The organism is Streptococcus mitis (genome assembly GCA_001560895.1).
GTDB classification, from domain to species: Bacteria; Bacillota; Bacilli; order Lactobacillales; family Streptococcaceae; genus Streptococcus; species Streptococcus mitis_Q.
In genome coordinates this window covers 1,993,959-2,010,717 of the sequence record CP014326.1, presented here as the reverse complement: position 1 = coordinate 2,010,717, position 16,759 = coordinate 1,993,959, and the positions used below count along the sequence as shown (strand labels likewise).

Below are 16,759 nucleotides of genomic sequence, written 5' to 3'. Positions count from 1 at the left end.
GAAAACGCTTGAAATATGCTATAATAGTTTCATAGTTATTTTTAGGAGGATATCATGGGGAGATTTTTAGACTTTGTCTTTAATCGTTTCTTTTTAGGGATGATTGCGACAGCCTTCTTTTGGCTATTAACATTGGCAGGAGGGATTATCCTTGGTCTAGCGCCGGCTAGTGCCACCTTGATGAGCTTATATGCAGAACATGGTTATAGCTTTCGGGAATACAGTTTGAAGGAGGCGTGGTCTCTTTATAAGCAAAATTTCGTCTCAAGCAACCTGATTTTCTATAGCTTTTTAGGAGTGGATTTAGTTTTGGTCTATGGTTTGTATCTCTTGGTGCAATTGCCTCATCAGACTATTGTTCATCTGATTGCGACCTTTTTGAATGTCCTAGTAGTTGCCCTGATCTTTTTGGCCTATACAGTGTCTTTGAAATTACAAGTTTATTTTGACTTGTCTTATCGAAACAGTCTCAAACTATCCTTGATTGGTATCTTTATGAGCTTAGTGGCTGTGGCCAAGGTTCTCCTTGGGACAGTACTACTTGTGGCAATTGGTTATTATATGCCTGCTCTTCTCTTCTTTGTAGGAATTGGGATGTGGCATTTCTTTATCAGTGATATGTTGGAACCGGTCTATGAAAGCATCCATGAAAAATTGGCGACAAAATAGAATGAAGCAGTTTTGGCTACATACGCTTCTGCGAACCTACAGTTCAGTTATGATCATTATTATTGCGAGTTTTGCAATCTTACTTTCTTACGCTGACTGGGATTCACGGGAAAAGGAAGCTCAAAGAGTAGCCCAGCGTGTAACTACTCGAACAGTCGAAGAGGTGGAATATTATTATCGCGAGTCAGCTCAGCTAGCTCAAGATTTAGTAGCCAATCAAGACCGGATACAAGGGGTTTATAAGTACTTTAGCCTGTCAACTTCTGAGTATTTTTATTGGTTGTTGGAGCATCAAGCAGCTTCGTCAACTTCTATTTCTCTGTATGAAAATATTGACGATCTTTATGTCCAAAATGATTATATAACGGGTGTTGCAATTGTCTTACAGGATTTCAAAGATGTTTATGTTTCAAGTAGAAACGAGAGAGGTGGTCATACGGTACTTGCGGAAGACTTTAAACCGGAGGCCAATAGTTTTGGAGTGCCTATTTTAGACCCAGCGACGGATCAATCCATAGGGGTTGTTTATATCTCCTTGGACCCAGACATCTTATATCATGCTGTAGACAATACCCGAGGTCATATCCCGATGGCTGTGACTGTGACATCGCCTTTTGATACGGAGATTTTTCATATTGGTGAGAGGGTCAATAGGGAGCATGAGAACTGGTTTGTTGGTGTGACCTCTCATGGCTATCAGGTTCAGGTGGCAGTTCCCAAAAACTTTGTTTTACAAGGAACAGTGACTAGCTCTTCTTTGATTGTGGGCTTGAGCCTTCTCTTTATTGTTATTCTTTATCTGACTTTGAGGCAGACCTTTGCTAATTACCAAAAGCAGGTAGTTGATTTGGTGGATTCCATCCAAGCTATTGCCCAAGGAGAGGAAGGTCTTCGCATTGATACGCTAGAAAAGGATCAGGAATTGCTCCTAATTGCTGAGACGACCAATGATATGTTGGATCGATTGGAAAAGAACATCCATGATATTTACCAGTTAGAGCTTAGTCAAAAAGATGCCAATATGCGAGCCCTGCAGGCTCAGATTAATCCTCATTTTATGTATAATACGCTGGAGTTCTTGCGTATGTACGCAGTCATGCAGAGTCAAGATGAGTTGGCAGATATCATTTATGAGTTCAGTAGTCTCTTGCGTAACAATATTTCTGACGAAAGAGAAACTCTTCTCAAACAGGAATTAGAATTTTGCCGTAAATACAGCTATCTCTGCATGGTTCGCTATCCTAAATCTATTGCCTATGGTTTCAAGATAGACCCAGAACTAGAGAATATGAAGATTCCCAAATTTACCCTACAACCGCTGGTAGAAAATTATTTCGCTCATGGTGTTGACCACAGACGGACAGATAATGTGATTAGCATCAAGGCGCTTAAACAGGATGGTTTTGTAGAAATTTTAGTGGTAGATAATGGTCGTGGTATGTCGTCTGAAAAGCTGGCAAGTATTCGAGAAAAATTAAGGCAGAGACATTTTGAACACCAAGCCAGCTATAGTGATCAAAAGCAATCTATCGGGATTGTCAATGTTCATGAGCGTTTTGTGCTCTATTTTGGGGACCGCTATGCTATTGCTATAGAGTCTGCAGAGCAAGCAGGTGTTCAGTATCGTATTACAATTCAAGATGAGTAGAAAGGGAGAAAATGTATAAAGTATTATTAGTAGATGATGAGTACATGGTTACAGAAGGTCTGAAACGTTTGATTCCCTTTGATAAGTGGGATATGGAGGTTGTCGCAACAGCCAGTCATGCCGATGAAGCCCTAGAATATGTTCAGGAAAATCCTGTCGATGTGGTCATTTCCGATGTCAATATGCCTGACAAAATAGGGCTTGATATGATTCGGGAGATGAAAGAAATCTTACCAGATGCTGCCTATATCCTGCTCTCAGGTTATCAGGAGTTTGATTATGTAAAAAGAGCAATGAACCTTAGTGTGGTGGACTATTTGGTCAAGCCTGTTGATAAGGTAGAGTTGGGAAATCTGCTGGAGAAGATTGCAGGTCAGCTCGGCGAGAGAGGAAAGAAAAGTCAGACCCTCAGTCAAGATTTAGATGAGGCTGGATTTGTTAGTTATTTAGGTGGTAAGGAGAATTGGTGGATAGGCTTATCCAAGGAAAAACAAGGCTCTTTCGCCATTCCCTACTATGTGTTAGGACAAGATTGGCAGATTTTCATTTCTGATCAACCCCTAGATGGTTTAGTCGTTACTCCCTTTGAAGCTCCCTATCAAGAACACTTTGAACGCTGGAAGCTGAATGCTGAGAAAGCCCTCTTTTACGGTTCTGTAAATTTAAAACAGTCTCAGAGTCTCTTTGCCTATTACGAACCGATTTATAGGGTTATCATTCAGGGGGATCTCAACCAAATCGTAGAAGAGTTGAACCTCTTGGAGAAGGTAGTTCTTGAAAATACACCTCGTGTTCCGATTACCAAGCAGCTTTTTATCCAATTTGTCATGGATGTCTTTCACTTGTTTGAACATCTAAAAGCTGATGATTTAACGGATATTGTCAAAACGATTCATGCTATTCAATCCTTTGATGAATTGGTTCCTTATATTAAGGAAACTCTGACCCGCTTTTTTGGGCAATATCGAATGAATGAAAATGTGGTTAGTGTGCTAGAAGTCATTGGGCGTGATTATCAGAAAGAACTTTCGCTCAAGGATATCAGTAAGGATCTCTTTATCAATCCTGTTTATCTGGGGCAGTTGATTAAGCGAGAAACCAATTCGACCTTCGCAGAATTACTAAACAAACAACGCATTAAGGCTGCCCAACAGCTCTTGCTTTCGACTAGTGACAGTATCGAAGATATTTGTTATGCTGTTGGTTACAGTAACGTGGGATATTTCTATAAAGTGTTCCGAAAATTGTGCGGAAAATCGCCAAAAGCCTACCGAAAACAGGTAGAAACTATACTATAAGATTTGTATTCCCTTACAAAAGGTGCTATAATATCAATAATAATATCAGGAGGTTCTATCATGAAAAAGAAACCGATTTATCTATGGGTCTTGCTAATCTTGTCTGCTCTTATTTCAGCTACGTCTCTATTTGGAATGTTGAGTCCCTTGCCTAGCAAAGAAGCTCTTCGTGCCGCTCAAAAACAAGTTGCAGGGGTTAGTGCTCAGCAATTAGAAGACCAGCTTAATTACACCTATAGAGTAGCAGAATCAACTCATTCTATTTTTAATATGGCCTTGATTGTGCTATCTGCTATTTTAGTGGGAGTAGCGATTGTCTTCCTTGTTCGTAAGAATTTGCAATATGCAAACTATACTTATGTCGGCTATGTTTTGCTAGCCATTATTGGTTCGATTTATAGCTATGTGACTTTACAAGACGCTGTGCAGTTAGTTCACGATGAGACCATGCGTTTAGGGATAAGTGTTATTTCACAAGCTGTTAGTATTTTCTATATCGTCATCAATGTTCTTTTCCTAGCCCTCGTCTTCTATAAGATGTGGCGTCAACAGAAAGCCTTGGCAGAAGAAGAGGAAACAGAAGAATTTGCCTAAGTATTGACAAAAAATAACTATCAAGATACAATCTTGGTAGTTATTTTTCGATTATAGATAAAATCATGGAGGTAAATATGAAGACAATTTCTTTAGTCTATATTAGTCTGAGCGGCAATACTGAGAGTTTTGTGACGCGCTTGAAAGACTATCTCTTGTCCCAGTACGAGGGAATTGAGGTTCAAAAGATTCATATTAAGGATTTGGTCAAGGAAGGTCACGATTTCTATGAAATGGACCATCCTTATGTTGCTTTTTTGCCGACCTACCTCGAAGGTGGAAATGGCGTGGATAACGGAGATGTCGAGATATTGACGACACCAGTGGGAGATTTTATCGCCTATGGTGACAATGCTAGTAAGTGTTTTGGTGTGGTTGGTTCAGGAAATCGTAACTTTAATAACCAATACTGCCTGACAGCCAAGCAATACAGTCAACGTTTTGGTTTCCCTGTCTTGGCTGACTTTGAAATGCGAGGTATGCTGGGAGATATCAAACGTGTCGCAGCCATTATTGCGGATTTGTATGAGTTGGAAAGTTGAGCTTCGGCTTGGCTTTTTATTTATCCTAGGTAGTTCCTATTTTCTATGCTCCAAGAGTTGATTGATATGGTCTACTTTTTTTGATGCTCTTTTATAGGAAATAGTCCAAATGATGAGGTAGACAATCGCAAACTCGATAATGAGCTGGAGGTAGAAATTCCAGTGGAAGGGGAACCAACCTGCCAGAGTTGCTAGTGGGACAAAGCCTACTAGCATGAGGAAAAAATGAGTCAGAGTCGCACGAAGCATGCTCCAGTCACGGCTGAATAATCGTTTACCAAAGTTGAAGAGAATACCGATGGCTGCCCAGATAAGTGTGCAGTAGAGCAAGACCAAGGCACCGTGAACTTGATGTTGAGTCATCATTTGTCCGATGAGAGAGTCGGGACTTAACGGGGCGTAGGTACTTGGTGCATAAATGAGTGAAAAGATGATAGAGAGGATGAGACCGATGAGGACACCAGTAGCTGCGTCGTGGAAGATTTGTTTTTTCATAGTTCTAATTTCTCCTTGATGGTTTTTAGGTAACGGCGTGAAGAGTAGGTGAAGCTTTGGTTTTTGAGAAAGATTTCTACCAGACCGTTGGGGGTCAGCTTGAGGTGAGAGATGGAATCGATATTGATGATTTCTGATTGGGAAATTTGGATAAAATTGGTTGGCAGAATTTCAAGGACCTGATAGAGTCGCAAATCAATGTTGTAGGTCTGACTCGCGGTTTCTGCTAGAACCTTCCGATTTTCGATATAGAAGCGTTGAATCTTGCCAATCTTAACGAGATAGACCTGATTATCGATTTTACCTTTGATTTTTTCTGTTAGATCCAGATTTTCTGCGAACTCGATGACTTTCTGGACTTTATCTGTCGGCTGAGGTGCTTGAACAATCAGCTTTTCCTCTTCGTAAGTTTCACTAATCTGTAGTTCTACTTTCATAAATTTCTCTCCTTGTTTTTCATACAAAATTGTGATCACTTCTTGTACACCTTTATTAAACACTATTTTACGACACCTGGCAAGGGACTTTGTCGATGTGGAGGGATTTGTATCCTATGTGGTGGAGCTTTTCTGTCCTATCTGAAATATGGTATAATAGCACTAATCAATTTCTAGGAAAATAGATACAGAAAGGGGCTGAAAAATGTCTCATATTATTGAATTACCAGAGGTGCTGGCAAACCAGATCGCGGCAGGAGAGGTTATCGAACGTCCTGCCAGCGTGGTTAAAGAGTTGGTAGAAAATGCCATTGATGCTGGTTCTAGCCAGATTATCATTGAGATTGAGGAAGCTGGTCTCAAGAAAATTCAGATCACAGATAATGGTCATGGAATTGCCCATGATGAGGTAGAGCTGGCTCTGCGTCGTCATGCGACCAGTAAGATAAAAAATCAGTCAGATCTCTTTCGAATTCGGACACTTGGTTTTCGTGGTGAAGCTCTGCCTTCTATCGCTTCTGTTAGTGTACTGACTCTGTTGACGGCGGTGGATGGTGCAAGTCATGGGACTAAGCTAGTAGCGCGTGGAGGAGAAGTTGAGGAAGTCATCCCAGCGACTAGTCCTGTGGGGACCAAGGTTTGTGTGGAGGACCTCTTTTTCAACACGCCTGCCCGCCTCAAGTATATGAAGAGCCAGCAAGCAGAGTTGTCTCATATCATTGATATCGTCAACCGTCTGGGCTTGGCCCATCCTGAGATTTCTTTTAGTTTGATTAGTGATGGCAAGGAAATGACGCGGACAGCAGGGACTGGTCAACTGCGCCAAGCTATCGCAGGAATTTATGGTTTGGCGAGTGCCAAGAAGATGATTGAAATTGAGAACTCTGACCTAGATTTCGAAATTTCAGGTTTTGTGTCTCTGCCTGAGTTAACTCGGGCTAATCGCAACTATATCAGCCTCTTCATCAATGGCCGTTATATCAAGAACTTCCTGCTTAATCGTGCTATTTTAGATGGTTACGGCAGCAAGCTCATGGTGGGTCGCTTTCCACTGGCTGTCATTCACATCCATATCGACCCTTATCTAGCGGATGTCAATGTGCATCCGACCAAGCAAGAGGTGCGGATTTCTAAGGAAAAAGAACTGATGACGCTGGTTTCAGAAGCTATTGCAAACAGTCTCAAGGAACAAACCTTGATACCAGATGCCTTGGAAAATCTTGCCAAATCGACCGTGCGCAATCGTGAGAAGGTGGAGCAAACTATTCTCCCACTCAAAGAAAATACGCTCTACTATGAGAAAAGTGAGCTGTCAAGACCTAGTCAAGCCGAGGTGGCTGATTATCAGGTAGAATTAACTGAGGAAGTTCAAGACTTGACTTTGTTTGCCAAGGAAACCTTGAACCAATTGACCAAGCCAGCAAAACTGCATTTTGCAGAGAGAAAGCCTACTAATTATGACCAATTAGACCATCCTGAGTTAGATTTAGCTAGTCTGGATAAGGTCTATGACAAGCTAGAACGAGAAGAATCATCAAGCTTCCCAGAGTTGGAATTTTTTGGGCAAATGCATGGAACCTATCTCTTTGCCCAAGGTAGAGATGGACTTTACATCATAGACCAGCACGCGGCGCAGGAACGGGTTAAGTACGAGGAGTACCGTGAAAGCATTGGCAATGTTGACCAGAGCCAGCAGCAACTACTAGTGCCCTATATCTTTGAATTTCCTGCGGATGATGCCCTTCGTCTCAAGGAAAGAATGGCACTTTTGGAGGAAGTTGGGGTCTTTCTAGCAGAGTACGGGGAAAATCAATTTATTCTACGCGAACATCCTATTTGGATGGCAGAAGAAGAGATTGAGTCAGGCATCTATGAAATGTGTGATATGCTACTCTTGACCAAGGAAGTTTCTATCAAGAAATACCGAGCAGAGCTGGCTATCATGATGTCTTGCAAGCGATCTATCAAGGCCAACCATCGTATCGATGATCATTCAGCTAGACAACTCCTCTATCAGCTCTCTCAATGTGACAATCCCTATAACTGTCCCCATGGACGTCCTGTTTTGGTGCATTTTACCAAATCGGATATGGAAAAGATGTTCCGTCGCATTCAGGAAAATCACACCAGTCTCCGTGAGTTGGGGAAATATTAAACTAAAAGGAAAACTATGTACGAATATTTAAAAGGAATCATTACCAAAATCACTGCTAAATACATTGTTCTTGAAACTAATGGCATCGGTTATATCCTGCATGTGGCCAATCCCTATGCTTATTCAGGTCAGGTTAACCAAGAAGTTCAGATTTATGTGCACCAGGTTGTGCGTGAGGACGCCCATTTGCTTTATGGATTTCGCTCAGAAGACGAAAAGAAGCTTTTTCTCAGTCTGATATCGGTCTCTGGGATTGGTCCTGTATCAGCTCTGGCCATTATCGCTGCCGATGACAATGCTGGCTTGGTTCAAGCCATAGAAACCAAGAACATCACTTATTTGACCAAGTTCCCTAAAATTGGCAAGAAAACAGCCCAGCAGATGGTGCTGGACTTGGAAGGCAAGGTAGTAGTTGCTGGAGATGACCTTCCTGCTAAGGTGACAGTGCAAGCAAGCGCTGAAAACCAAGAACTGGAAGAAGCCATGGAAGCCATGTTGGCACTGGGCTACAAGGCAACTGAGCTCAAGAAAATCAAAAAATTCTTTGAAGGAACGACAGATACAGCTGAGAACTATATCAAGTCGGCCCTTAAAATGTTGGTCAAATAGGAGCAGAGCATGACAAAACGTTGTTCGTGGGTCAAAGTGACCAATCCGCTCTACATCGCCTATCATGATGAAGAGTGGGGCCAGCCCCTCCATGATGACCTAGCATTGTTTGAGTTGTTGTGTATGGAAACCTATCAAGCGGGCCTGTCTTGGGAAACGGTGCTCAACAAACGCCAAGCTTTCCGAGAAGCCTTTCATGCCTATCAAATTCAAGCTGTCGCAGAGATGACCGACACCGAACTGGAAGACTTGCTGGAGAATCCAGCCATCATCCGAAATAGAGCCAAGATTTTTGCTACACGCGTTAACGCCCAAGCATTTCTACGACTACAGACAGAGTACGGCTCTTTTGATGCCTATCTTTGGTCTTTTGTTGAGGGGAAAACGATCGTTAACGATGTTCCCGATTACCGCCAAACCCCAGCTAAAACACCTTTGTCTGAAAAATTAGCCAAAGATCTCAAAAAACGAGGCTTCAAGTTCACAGGCCCAGTCGCCGTCTTGTCTTTTCTACAGGCTGCAGGCCTAGTTGATGACCACGAGAATGATTGTGAGTGGAAAAGCAGCAATTAGCGAGTATAGGTAACTAGAATATTTGAGAATATAGAAAAAAGCTGAGAAACTCTTCCCAGCTTTTTATATATACTAGTATATTTGTTAGAGTGAAGTCAGAAAAGTGATTCCACCTAAAATAACACCAGCTGAATTTGGAATGATTAGTATCCAATCCTTCTTAGGTTCCTTTGTCCATCCATAAATAACCCAGATTAAGCAAGATATTGCAGCTGATAAAGGTTGAAATGGTTGAGCTTTATTTCCTTGTAAATTAGCGATAATTTGAGGTATGTAGGCAATAAATACTATAATTCCAATAAAGGCACCAATAGAACCTACGATTCGATTAATTTTTTGTTTTGTCATATACACCTCCTTTAAAAGGATACCATAGAAATTAGCGAAATGCAATAAATTCAGATACAAATTGTAACGAAAACCAATACAAAAGCACAAAAATAGAGAAACTATTTATTTTTTGTTATAGTCAAAGCGAATGACTTGTTCCTGTGCATCTACATGAGCATGGACCCCAAAGGGGACAATTGCTCTTGGAGTTGCGTGGCCGACATTCAAATTATAGACAATCGGGATATTGCTATCAATGATATCCAATAGTGCGTCTTTATAGTCATCATAGAAAGTTTCATCCATAGGTTTCCCGACCAAGAGTCCGCTGATGACTTCGAATATCCCAGTGTCTTTCAAAGCCCGCAACATCTTTTTGAAGTCTTCTGGCTCAGGCTTTTCTTCGCTTGTCTCTAGCAAGAGAATTTTTCCTTCCCAGTCTGACAAGTCAGGGAAAAGTTTGTATTTTTGGCAGAGCTCCGTGCTGTCTGCGTATCGAGAGTTGTCAAAGATATCGTAGAGGGATTCGAGGCAACCACCGAGGATTTTTCCCTCAAACTGGGTATTTCCTTGCAATAATTCAAAACCGGTATTTGCATGACTGACACGAGGTATCCCCAGAGCCTTGGGACTAAAATCAGTTCGTTCCTCATACCAAACGTCACTAGGGCGGATTTCTGAGATTCTTCCCGTCTCAATCAATTCTTTAAAGTAGTGAAGGCTATAGGCTAACATTTCCTTGTCTAATTCACAAATGTCTGCTAAAAAGGATTGACCATAAAAAGTCTTGATTCCTAGTTTATGCAACATGAGATGATTCATGGTTGTATCCGAGAAGCCAAGAAATATTTTTTGTTTGATAACCTTTTGTAGTTGGTCATTTTCAAAAAGATAAGGTAGTAAGCGATAGGTATCGTCTCCACCGATGGCACATAGGATCATGTCGATGCTATCATCAGAAAAGGCATGAATCAAATCCTCTGCACGAGCTTCAGGATGGTTCTTGATAAAGTCTAAGCCTTTTAACGAATGGGGCAAAAAGATAGGATTGACTTCCAGGTTCTTGAGACGTTGGACACCCAAGTCCACTTCGTGTTTGACAAAGTCCTCTCCGATAATGCCACTAGATAAACTAACAATACCAATAGTAGAAATCATATTTTATCCCCCTAGAAATAGATTGAGCCTATTTTATCATAAAAGATGGGAGAAAACTATAGGGAAAAGGGTAGAGGGAAGCTTGTAGGCAAGCAAGTGAAAAAGCAACCGCTGTTGCAGTTGCTTTTCGTTTTCTAATCAGTAATCTCGCTAGATATGAGTTACTTGGTCAACTCTTGATTATAGGAGAGAGCCAAATCAATCCAGTAAGGCAATTCTTTTTGGCCTTCTATATCTAAGTCTATATACCCATGATAAAGGCGCCCCCTCATCAATGTAGTATGAGCTCCTGTTCGGGGTAGAACTTGCTTCTCCATTTCCTTGCCAATTCTGACCATAACCAGTTCATCCTTTCTGGAACTGACAGTAAGGACCATTTTACCACGAATCATAAAGGCCAGGCCACCAAACAGCTTCTTTTCTTCTAGCTCTTCTTCGAAAATTTGGGGAGGAAGTTTGAGCGCTAGAATTTTTCGAATCTGCTGAGCTAAAGATTGACTATATGCCATAGCTCTTTCTTTTTCTTAGTAACGTGTTGGTCCTGCACTTGCGCTTCGGATGTTCAAGCGTTTCTTGAGATAGAATCGAAGGGCTAGGAGAGCTGCTCCGATAATAGCTAGCGGCAATGGAGCAAGTACGGGGTTAAGGCTAGCTGGTAGGAAGCTTGTTGCAAAGAAGACAAGCAGCCAAAGGAACATAGAAGCTAGGATAACTAGTACAGATTTCCAGAAAGGTGGACGTTGACTGCGGTCCATATCTGGTCCATAGTATTGGTAAACAAAGTAGTACATCAAGTAGAAGGCAAATCCACCAACAAGTCCAACTAATAGGAGGGTAATCAAACCGTAACCGATAGCTTGATCTGCTGAGAAGAAGGTTGTGAGGGCGCTGACGAGAGCAAAGAGGCTAGTGATGAAAAGGGCTGAATCCATAATCATGAGTTTTGGATCATCATTTTCTTTTGGATGCTCTTTTTCGTACTGCTCTTTGACAGTGAAGCTATGAGCCCAGTGAGTTGGTGCGCCATAGAGTGAGCGAGCAGTCGTACCTTTGGCTTGCTCCTCAAGGATTTGGGGAATAACTTCCTCAAAAATAGTCTTGATTTCAGCGTCTGTTTTCCCATCTTTGATGAATTGTTGGGTAGCGATGTGGATAAACTCTTGGTTTTTCTTGGTTAATTTTTGTAGATCAATCTGAGACATAGGAACTCCTCTTAGAACCATTTTTTATGGATGAGATAGAGAGTGAGCGAGACACTCATAGCAAAGGCGATAAAGACGATTAACCAGAAGGCATTTGGCTCACCGTTTAGAGGGATTTCATTATCCTTAAAGTTCATCCCGTAGGCAGAAAAGACCATGGTTGGGATGGACATGACGATGGTCACAAGGGCCAAGGTTTTCATGATGTTGTTCTGGTTGTTGGAAATGATAGAGGCGAAGGTCTCTGTCATAGAATGCAAGACGTTTCCATAAATGTCTGCCATCTCGATAGCCTGTTGGGTTTCAATCAGGGTGTCTTCAAGCAGGTCTTCGTCCTCAAGGTATTTCTTGATATTACTGGTTGAGCTGGTCAATTTCTTAATCACACGCTCATTTGTTTTGAGGGAAGCCTTGAAATAGACGATAGTTTTTTCCAATTCCATGAGCTCAATCAATTCTTCATTACGAGTTGATTGATGCAGTTGACTTTCGATTTGTTCACTCTTACGGTCAATCGAACGAAGGGCTGTTAGGTAGAGCTCTGCATTGCGATAAAGAATCTGAAAGATAAAACGCGAACGCATGAAAGTGTAGAAATTACGCAAACGACGGTTGATAAAGACATCAAGGACTGGTAATGGTTCCAAACACGTAGTGATAATGGTTTCCTCGGTGATGATAATACCAAGTGGGATGGTTACGTAGTAGGTGCGGTTATTTCTTTCCTCTGTGACCGGTACGTCTACGATAATCAGGGTATACTCGTCTTCAATGGTAATACGAGACATTTCTTCCGCATCGAGCGGTGCTCGAAGATCGGCAATATCGATATCGAAGGCGTTGGCGATTTCGAGTGATTCATTTTGAGTTGGATTGACGAGATTGATCCAAGTACCCGGTTCAAGTGTATCGATCTCTTTAAATTCAGTTGTTGTAGAGAGAAAAACTTGTTTCATATCCCTTATCCTTTCTCATTTTTCAGATTTTTTTCACACCGTACTATTATACTACAAATTCAGTCTTTTGGGTAATAGAATCTCACTTTTTTTGGTATAATGGTAAGCAATAATGGACTAGAAAGAACAAAGATGCAAGATAAAATTGTCATTCATGGGGCGCGTGCCCATAATTTAAAAAATATTGATGTGGAGATTCCACGAGACAAGCTAGTTGTTGTGACAGGTTTGTCAGGTTCAGGGAAATCCAGTCTGGCCTTTGATACCCTCTATGCGGAGGGACAACGTCGCTATGTGGAGAGTTTGTCAGCCTACGCTCGTCAATTCTTGGGAAATATGGAGAAGCCTGATGTAGATGCCATTGATGGTCTCAGCCCAGCTATTTCCATCGACCAGAAAACGACTAGTAAAAATCCTCGCTCGACGGTGGGAACAACGACTGAAATCAATGACTATCTGCGTCTCCTCTATGCGCGTGTGGGGACGCCTTACTGTATCAACGGGCATGGAGCTATCAAGGCTTCTTCTGTAGAGCAAATCGTTGATGGGGTTTTGGAGTTACCTGAACGCCAGCGCTTGCAGATCTTGGCCCCTGTCATCCGCAAGAAAAAAGGCCAACATAAGAGTGTTATTGAAAAGGTTCAGAAAGATGGATATGTCCGCGTCCGAGTGGATGGGGAAGTCTATGATGTGACCGAAGTGCCAGAGTTATCCAAGAGCAAGCAACACAATATCGATGTCGTGGTTGACCGTATTGTTATCAAGGAGGGCATCCGTAGTCGTCTCTTTGATTCCATTGAGGCTGCCCTTCGTATTGCAGAAGGTTATGTCATTATCGACACCATGGACGACTCTGAGTTGCTCTTCTCTGAGCATTATGCCTGTCCAGTTTGTGGTTTTACCGTACCAGAGTTAGAGCCTCGTCTCTTCTCCTTCAATGCTCCTTTTGGTTCTTGTAGTGAGTGTGATGGTTTGGGTATTAAGCTAGAGGTGGATACTGATTTGGTAGTGCCAGATGCTAGCAAAACGCTACGTGAGGGAGCCTTGGCACCTTGGAATCCTATCTCATCCAACTACTATCCAAACATGCTAGAGCAGGCTATGACAGCTTTTGGAGTGGATATGGATAAGCCTTTTGAGGACTTGTTAGAAGAGGATAAGAACTTGATTCTCTACGGCTCAGATGGCAAGGAATTCCATTTCCACTATGAGAATGAATTTGGTGGTGTGCGCGATATAGACATTCCGTTTGAAGGAGTTGTCAATAATATCAAACGTCGCTATCACGAGACAAACAGCGATTACACCCGCACCCAGATGCGTCTCTACATGAATGAGCTGACCTGCGGAACTTGTCATGGTTATCGCCTCAATGACCAGGCCTTGTCTGTCCGTGTAGGTGGTGAGCAAGGACCACATATCGGAGAAATTTCAGACCTGTCTATCGCAGACCACTTGGAGTTGGTGAGCCAGTTAACCTTGTCGGAAAATGAAGCCATCATTGCTCGTCCCATTCTCAAGGAAATCAAGGACCGTTTGACCTTCCTTAATAATGTGGGTCTTAACTATCTAACCCTGTCACGCTCAGCAGGAACCCTTTCAGGTGGGGAAAGTCAGCGTATTCGTTTGGCAACCCAGATTGGTTCCAACCTATCTGGTGTCCTCTATATCCTAGATGAGCCGTCAATTGGTCTTCACCAGAGGGACAATGATCGTTTGATCGCCAGTCTCAAAAAGATGCGCGATTTGGGTAATACACTCATCGTGGTGGAACACGATGAAGATACCATGCGCGAAGCGGACTATTTGATTGACGTTGGTCCTGGTGCTGGTGTTTTTGGTGGGGAAATTGTTGCGGCAGGTACGCCTAAACAGGTAGCTCGTAACAGTAAGTCTATCACAGGCCAGTACTTGTCAGGCAAACGTGCCATTCCAGTACCAGACGAGCGCCGTGTAGGAAATGGTCGTTTTATCGAAGTGACAGGAGCGTGTGAAAACAACCTACAAAATATCACTGCTCGCTTCCCTCTCGGAAAATTCATTGCGGTGACAGGGGTGTCGGGCTCAGGCAAGTCGACCTTGATCAATAGTATCCTCAAAAAAGCCATTGCCCAGAAGCTCAACCGCAATTCAGACAAACCTGGTAAGTTTAAAACTATTACAGGGATTGAGCATGTAGACCGCTTGATTGATATTGACCAGAGCCCGATTGGACGAACGCCGAGGTCTAATCCAGCTACCTATACGGGAGTTTTTGACGATATACGTGACCTCTTTGCCCAGACAAATGAAGCTAAGATTCGAGGCTACAAGAAGGGTCGTTTCAGTTTCAACGTCAAGGGTGGTCGCTGTGAAGCCTGTTCAGGTGACGGGATTATCAAGATTGAGATGCACTTCTTGCCAGATGTATACGTGGCTTGTGAAGTCTGCCATGGTACCCGCTACAACAGTGAAACCCTAGAAGTTCACTACAAGGAAAAGAATATCTCGCAGGTCTTGGATATGACGGTTAATGATGCGGTGGAATTCTTCCAACACATTCCGAAAATTCAACGCAAACTTCAGACAATCAAGGATGTGGGACTGGGATATGTAACGCTAGGGCAACCAGCTACCACCCTTTCAGGGGGAGAAGCCCAGCGTATGAAGTTGGCTAGCGAACTTCACAAACGCTCGACGGGAAAATCTTTCTACATTCTGGATGAGCCGACGACAGGTCTTCATACTGAGGACATTGCTCGCTTGCTCAAGGTTTTAGCTCGCTTTGTCGACGATGGCAATACAGTCCTCGTCATTGAGCACAATCTAGACGTTATCAAGACAGCAGACCATATCATCGACTTGGGACCTGAGGGCGGTGTCGGTGGTGGAACCATCATCGCAACGGGAACTCCAGAAGAAGTAGCTGCCAATGAAGCCAGCTACACAGGACATTATTTGAAAGGAAAGTTACATCATGAATAAACGTGTACAAGCATTTCTCGCTAAAATGCAAGAAAAAGAACTAGATGGCATCATCATCAATAACCTTAAAAACGTCTATTATTTGACTGGTTTTTGGGGCTCAAACGGAACAGTCTTCATCAGCCGTGACCGTCAGGTCTTGGTGACAGACTCTCGCTATATCATTGCAGCCAAGCAAGAAACCAGTGGTTTTGAGATTGTGGCTGACCGTGATGAATTGGCTATCATTGCAGGAATTGTCAAGGACATGGGCTTGTCTCGAATTGGTTTTGAGGACGAGATTTCGGTCTCTTATTATCACCGTATGCAGGCAACTTTTGAAGGAATTGACTTACTTCCACAAACTCAGTTTGTTGAAGGTCTTCGTATGATTAAGGATGAAGCGGAGATTGCAGCTATTCGCAAGGCTTGTTCTATCTCAGACCAAGCTTTCGGCGATGCGCTTGACTTTATTAAGCCAGGAAAGACTGAAATTGAGATTGCCAACTTCCTTGACTTCCGCATGCGTGAGTTGGGAGCATCTGGCTTATCTTTTGATACGATTCTAGCTAGTGGTATCAACTCTTCCAAACCCCATGCCCATCCTATGCACAAACCAGTGGAGCTAGGAGAAGCCATTACTATGGACTTCGGTTGCCTTTATGACCACTATGTCAGTGATATGACACGGACTATCTATCTAGGGCATGTTAGCGACGAGCAAGCAGAGATTTACAATACGGTCCTCAAAGCCAACCAAGCTCTGATTGACCAATCTAAGGCTGGCTTAGGTTTCCGTGACTTTGACAAAATTCCTCGAGATATTATCATCGAGGCAGGCTATGGCGACTACTTTACCCACGGTATAGGACACGGTATTGGACTGGATATCCATGAGGAACCATACTTTAGCCAGACTTCTACAGAAACTATTAAGGCAGGTATGGCCTTGACAGATGAACCAGGTATCTATATCGAAGGCAAATATGGCGTTCGTATTGAGGATGATATCCTGATTACAGAGACAGGTTGTGAATTGTTGACCCTAGCTCCAAAAGAGTTGATAGTCATTTAGTTATTTGTCAAGAAAAAAGTACGAAAATGACGGAAAAAGTCAAAAAAATTTTAAAATAGGTCGCAAGTCGGATGT

The 16,759-nt window shown here is 42.5% G+C and carries 17 protein-coding genes; 10 read left to right on the top strand and 7 right to left on the bottom strand.

The genetic code is table 11. The features are described 5' to 3' along the window. Positions 1-54 precede the first annotated feature (54 nt). The 5 genes from AXK38_09400 (at position 55) to AXK38_09380 (ending at position 4,751) form a co-directional block, all read left to right on the top strand. Complete coding sequence (locus AXK38_09400; GenBank protein ID AMH89449.1) at positions 55-669, top strand: hypothetical protein; 615 nt, start codon at positions 55-57, stop codon at positions 667-669. A 49-nt stretch (positions 670-718) separates the two neighbouring features. After that, complete coding sequence (locus AXK38_09395) at positions 719-2,317, top strand: histidine kinase (protein ID AMH89680.1); 1,599 nt, start codon at positions 719-721, stop codon at positions 2,315-2,317. An 11-nt stretch (positions 2,318-2,328) separates the two neighbouring features. Further along, complete coding sequence (locus tag AXK38_09390) at positions 2,329-3,615, top strand: two-component system response regulator (protein ID AMH89448.1); 1,287 nt, start codon at positions 2,329-2,331, stop codon at positions 3,613-3,615. A gap of 60 nt (positions 3,616-3,675) precedes the next feature. After that, the gene (locus AXK38_09385) at positions 3,676-4,209 is read left to right on the top strand and encodes an ABC transporter permease (GenBank protein AMH89447.1); all 534 of its coding nucleotides are present in this window, start codon (positions 3,676-3,678) and stop codon (positions 4,207-4,209) included. Positions 4,210-4,286: 77 nt separating this feature from the next. After that, positions 4,287-4,751, top strand: coding sequence for a flavoprotein (locus AXK38_09380; protein AMH89446.1), 465 nt, complete (start codon positions 4,287-4,289; stop codon positions 4,749-4,751). A 36-nt stretch (positions 4,752-4,787) separates the two neighbouring features. On the opposite strand, the gene AXK38_09375 is transcribed toward AXK38_09380, so the two are convergent. Together AXK38_09375 and AXK38_09370 are read right to left on the bottom strand one after the other, a co-directional pair. After that, complete coding sequence (locus AXK38_09375) at positions 4,788-5,246, bottom strand: hypothetical protein (protein AMH89445.1); 459 nt, start codon at positions 5,244-5,246, stop codon at positions 4,788-4,790. Further along, entirely contained in the window at positions 5,243-5,683 is a 441-nt protein-coding gene (locus AXK38_09370; GenBank protein AMH89444.1) for a DNA-binding protein, read from the bottom strand. The genes AXK38_09375 and AXK38_09370 overlap by 4 nt, the downstream gene beginning before the upstream one ends. Before the next feature lie 205 nt (positions 5,684-5,888). Between AXK38_09370 and AXK38_09365 the strand changes: the two genes are divergently transcribed. Genes AXK38_09365 through AXK38_09355 form a run of 3 tightly spaced genes read left to right on the top strand, consistent with a single transcriptional unit; the run spans position 5,889 to position 9,020 of the window. Further along, a complete protein-coding gene (locus AXK38_09365) occupies positions 5,889-7,838 on the top strand; it encodes a DNA mismatch repair protein MutL (protein AMH89443.1) in 1,950 nt (649 codons plus the stop codon). A 15-nt stretch (positions 7,839-7,853) separates the two neighbouring features. Beyond that, positions 7,854-8,447 (top strand): Holliday junction ATP-dependent DNA helicase RuvA, encoded by a 594-nt coding sequence (locus AXK38_09360; protein ID AMH89442.1) that lies wholly within the window; start codon positions 7,854-7,856, stop codon positions 8,445-8,447. 9 nt (positions 8,448-8,456) lie between these two features. Then, the gene (locus AXK38_09355; GenBank protein AMH89441.1) at positions 8,457-9,020 is read left to right on the top strand and encodes a 3-methyladenine DNA glycosylase; all 564 of its coding nucleotides are present in this window, start codon (positions 8,457-8,459) and stop codon (positions 9,018-9,020) included. A gap of 84 nt (positions 9,021-9,104) precedes the next feature. Here AXK38_09355 and AXK38_09350 read toward each other — a convergent pair whose 3' ends face one another. The 5 genes from AXK38_09350 to AXK38_09330 all read right to left on the bottom strand — a co-directional run bounded on the left by AXK38_09350 (position 9,105) and on the right by AXK38_09330 (position 12,666). Next, positions 9,105-9,368, bottom strand: a complete 264-nt coding sequence (locus AXK38_09350) for a hypothetical protein (protein ID AMH89440.1) — start codon at positions 9,366-9,368, stop codon at positions 9,105-9,107. 105 nt (positions 9,369-9,473) lie between these two features. After that, positions 9,474-10,508: a carboxypeptidase gene (locus AXK38_09345; protein AMH89439.1), complete on the bottom strand. Its 1,035-nt coding sequence runs from the start codon at positions 10,506-10,508 to the stop codon at positions 9,474-9,476. A 161-nt stretch (positions 10,509-10,669) separates the two neighbouring features. Continuing rightward, a complete protein-coding gene (locus AXK38_09340; protein AMH89438.1) occupies positions 10,670-11,017 on the bottom strand; it encodes a hypothetical protein in 348 nt (115 codons plus the stop codon). A 15-nt stretch (positions 11,018-11,032) separates the two neighbouring features. Next, positions 11,033-11,710 (bottom strand): hypothetical protein, encoded by a 678-nt coding sequence (locus AXK38_09335; GenBank protein AMH89437.1) that lies wholly within the window; start codon positions 11,708-11,710, stop codon positions 11,033-11,035. A gap of 11 nt (positions 11,711-11,721) precedes the next feature. Next, the gene (locus AXK38_09330; protein ID AMH89436.1) at positions 11,722-12,666 is read right to left on the bottom strand and encodes a magnesium transporter; all 945 of its coding nucleotides are present in this window, start codon (positions 12,664-12,666) and stop codon (positions 11,722-11,724) included. A 132-nt stretch (positions 12,667-12,798) separates the two neighbouring features. On the opposite strand from AXK38_09330, the gene AXK38_09325 reads away from it, so the two are divergent. Next, a complete protein-coding gene (locus AXK38_09325; protein ID AMH89435.1) occupies positions 12,799-15,630 on the top strand; it encodes an ABC-ATPase UvrA in 2,832 nt (943 codons plus the stop codon). Further along, positions 15,623-16,684 carry an X-Pro aminopeptidase gene (locus AXK38_09320; protein ID AMH89434.1) on the top strand — a complete coding sequence of 354 codons (1,062 nt, stop codon included), beginning with the start codon at positions 15,623-15,625 and terminating at the stop codon, positions 16,682-16,684. The genes AXK38_09325 and AXK38_09320 overlap by 8 nt, the downstream gene beginning before the upstream one ends. The last annotated feature ends 75 nt before the right edge of the window (positions 16,685-16,759 follow it).

Excerpts from the sequence above, each read along its gene's own strand:
- AXK38_09400 (AMH89449.1), top strand. The coding sequence starts at position 55 with ATGGGGAGATTTTTAGACTTTGTCTTTAATCGTTTCTTTTTAGGGATG.
- AXK38_09395 (AMH89680.1), top strand. The coding sequence starts at position 719 with ATGATCATTATTATTGCGAGTTTTGCAATCTTACTTTCTTACGCTGAC.
- AXK38_09390 (AMH89448.1), top strand. The coding sequence starts at position 2,329 with ATGTATAAAGTATTATTAGTAGATGATGAGTACATGGTTACAGAAGGT.
- AXK38_09385 (AMH89447.1), top strand. The coding sequence starts at position 3,676 with ATGAAAAAGAAACCGATTTATCTATGGGTCTTGCTAATCTTGTCTGCT.
- AXK38_09380 (AMH89446.1), top strand. The coding sequence starts at position 4,287 with ATGAAGACAATTTCTTTAGTCTATATTAGTCTGAGCGGCAATACTGAG.
- AXK38_09375 (AMH89445.1), bottom strand. The coding sequence starts at position 5,246 with ATGAAAAAACAAATCTTCCACGACGCAGCTACTGGTGTCCTCATCGGT.
- AXK38_09370 (AMH89444.1), bottom strand. The coding sequence starts at position 5,683 with ATGAAAGTAGAACTACAGATTAGTGAAACTTACGAAGAGGAAAAGCTG.
- AXK38_09365 (AMH89443.1), top strand. The coding sequence starts at position 5,889 with ATGTCTCATATTATTGAATTACCAGAGGTGCTGGCAAACCAGATCGCG.
- AXK38_09360 (AMH89442.1), top strand. The coding sequence starts at position 7,854 with ATGTACGAATATTTAAAAGGAATCATTACCAAAATCACTGCTAAATAC.
- AXK38_09355 (AMH89441.1), top strand. The coding sequence starts at position 8,457 with ATGACAAAACGTTGTTCGTGGGTCAAAGTGACCAATCCGCTCTACATC.
- AXK38_09350 (AMH89440.1), bottom strand. The coding sequence starts at position 9,368 with ATGACAAAACAAAAAATTAATCGAATCGTAGGTTCTATTGGTGCCTTT.
- AXK38_09345 (AMH89439.1), bottom strand. The coding sequence starts at position 10,508 with ATGATTTCTACTATTGGTATTGTTAGTTTATCTAGTGGCATTATCGGA.
- AXK38_09340 (AMH89438.1), bottom strand. The coding sequence starts at position 11,017 with ATGGCATATAGTCAATCTTTAGCTCAGCAGATTCGAAAAATTCTAGCG.
- AXK38_09335 (AMH89437.1), bottom strand. The coding sequence starts at position 11,710 with ATGTCTCAGATTGATCTACAAAAATTAACCAAGAAAAACCAAGAGTTT.
- AXK38_09330 (AMH89436.1), bottom strand. The coding sequence starts at position 12,666 with ATGAAACAAGTTTTTCTCTCTACAACAACTGAATTTAAAGAGATCGAT.
- AXK38_09325 (AMH89435.1), top strand. The coding sequence starts at position 12,799 with ATGCAAGATAAAATTGTCATTCATGGGGCGCGTGCCCATAATTTAAAA.
- AXK38_09320 (AMH89434.1), top strand. The coding sequence starts at position 15,623 with ATGAATAAACGTGTACAAGCATTTCTCGCTAAAATGCAAGAAAAAGAA.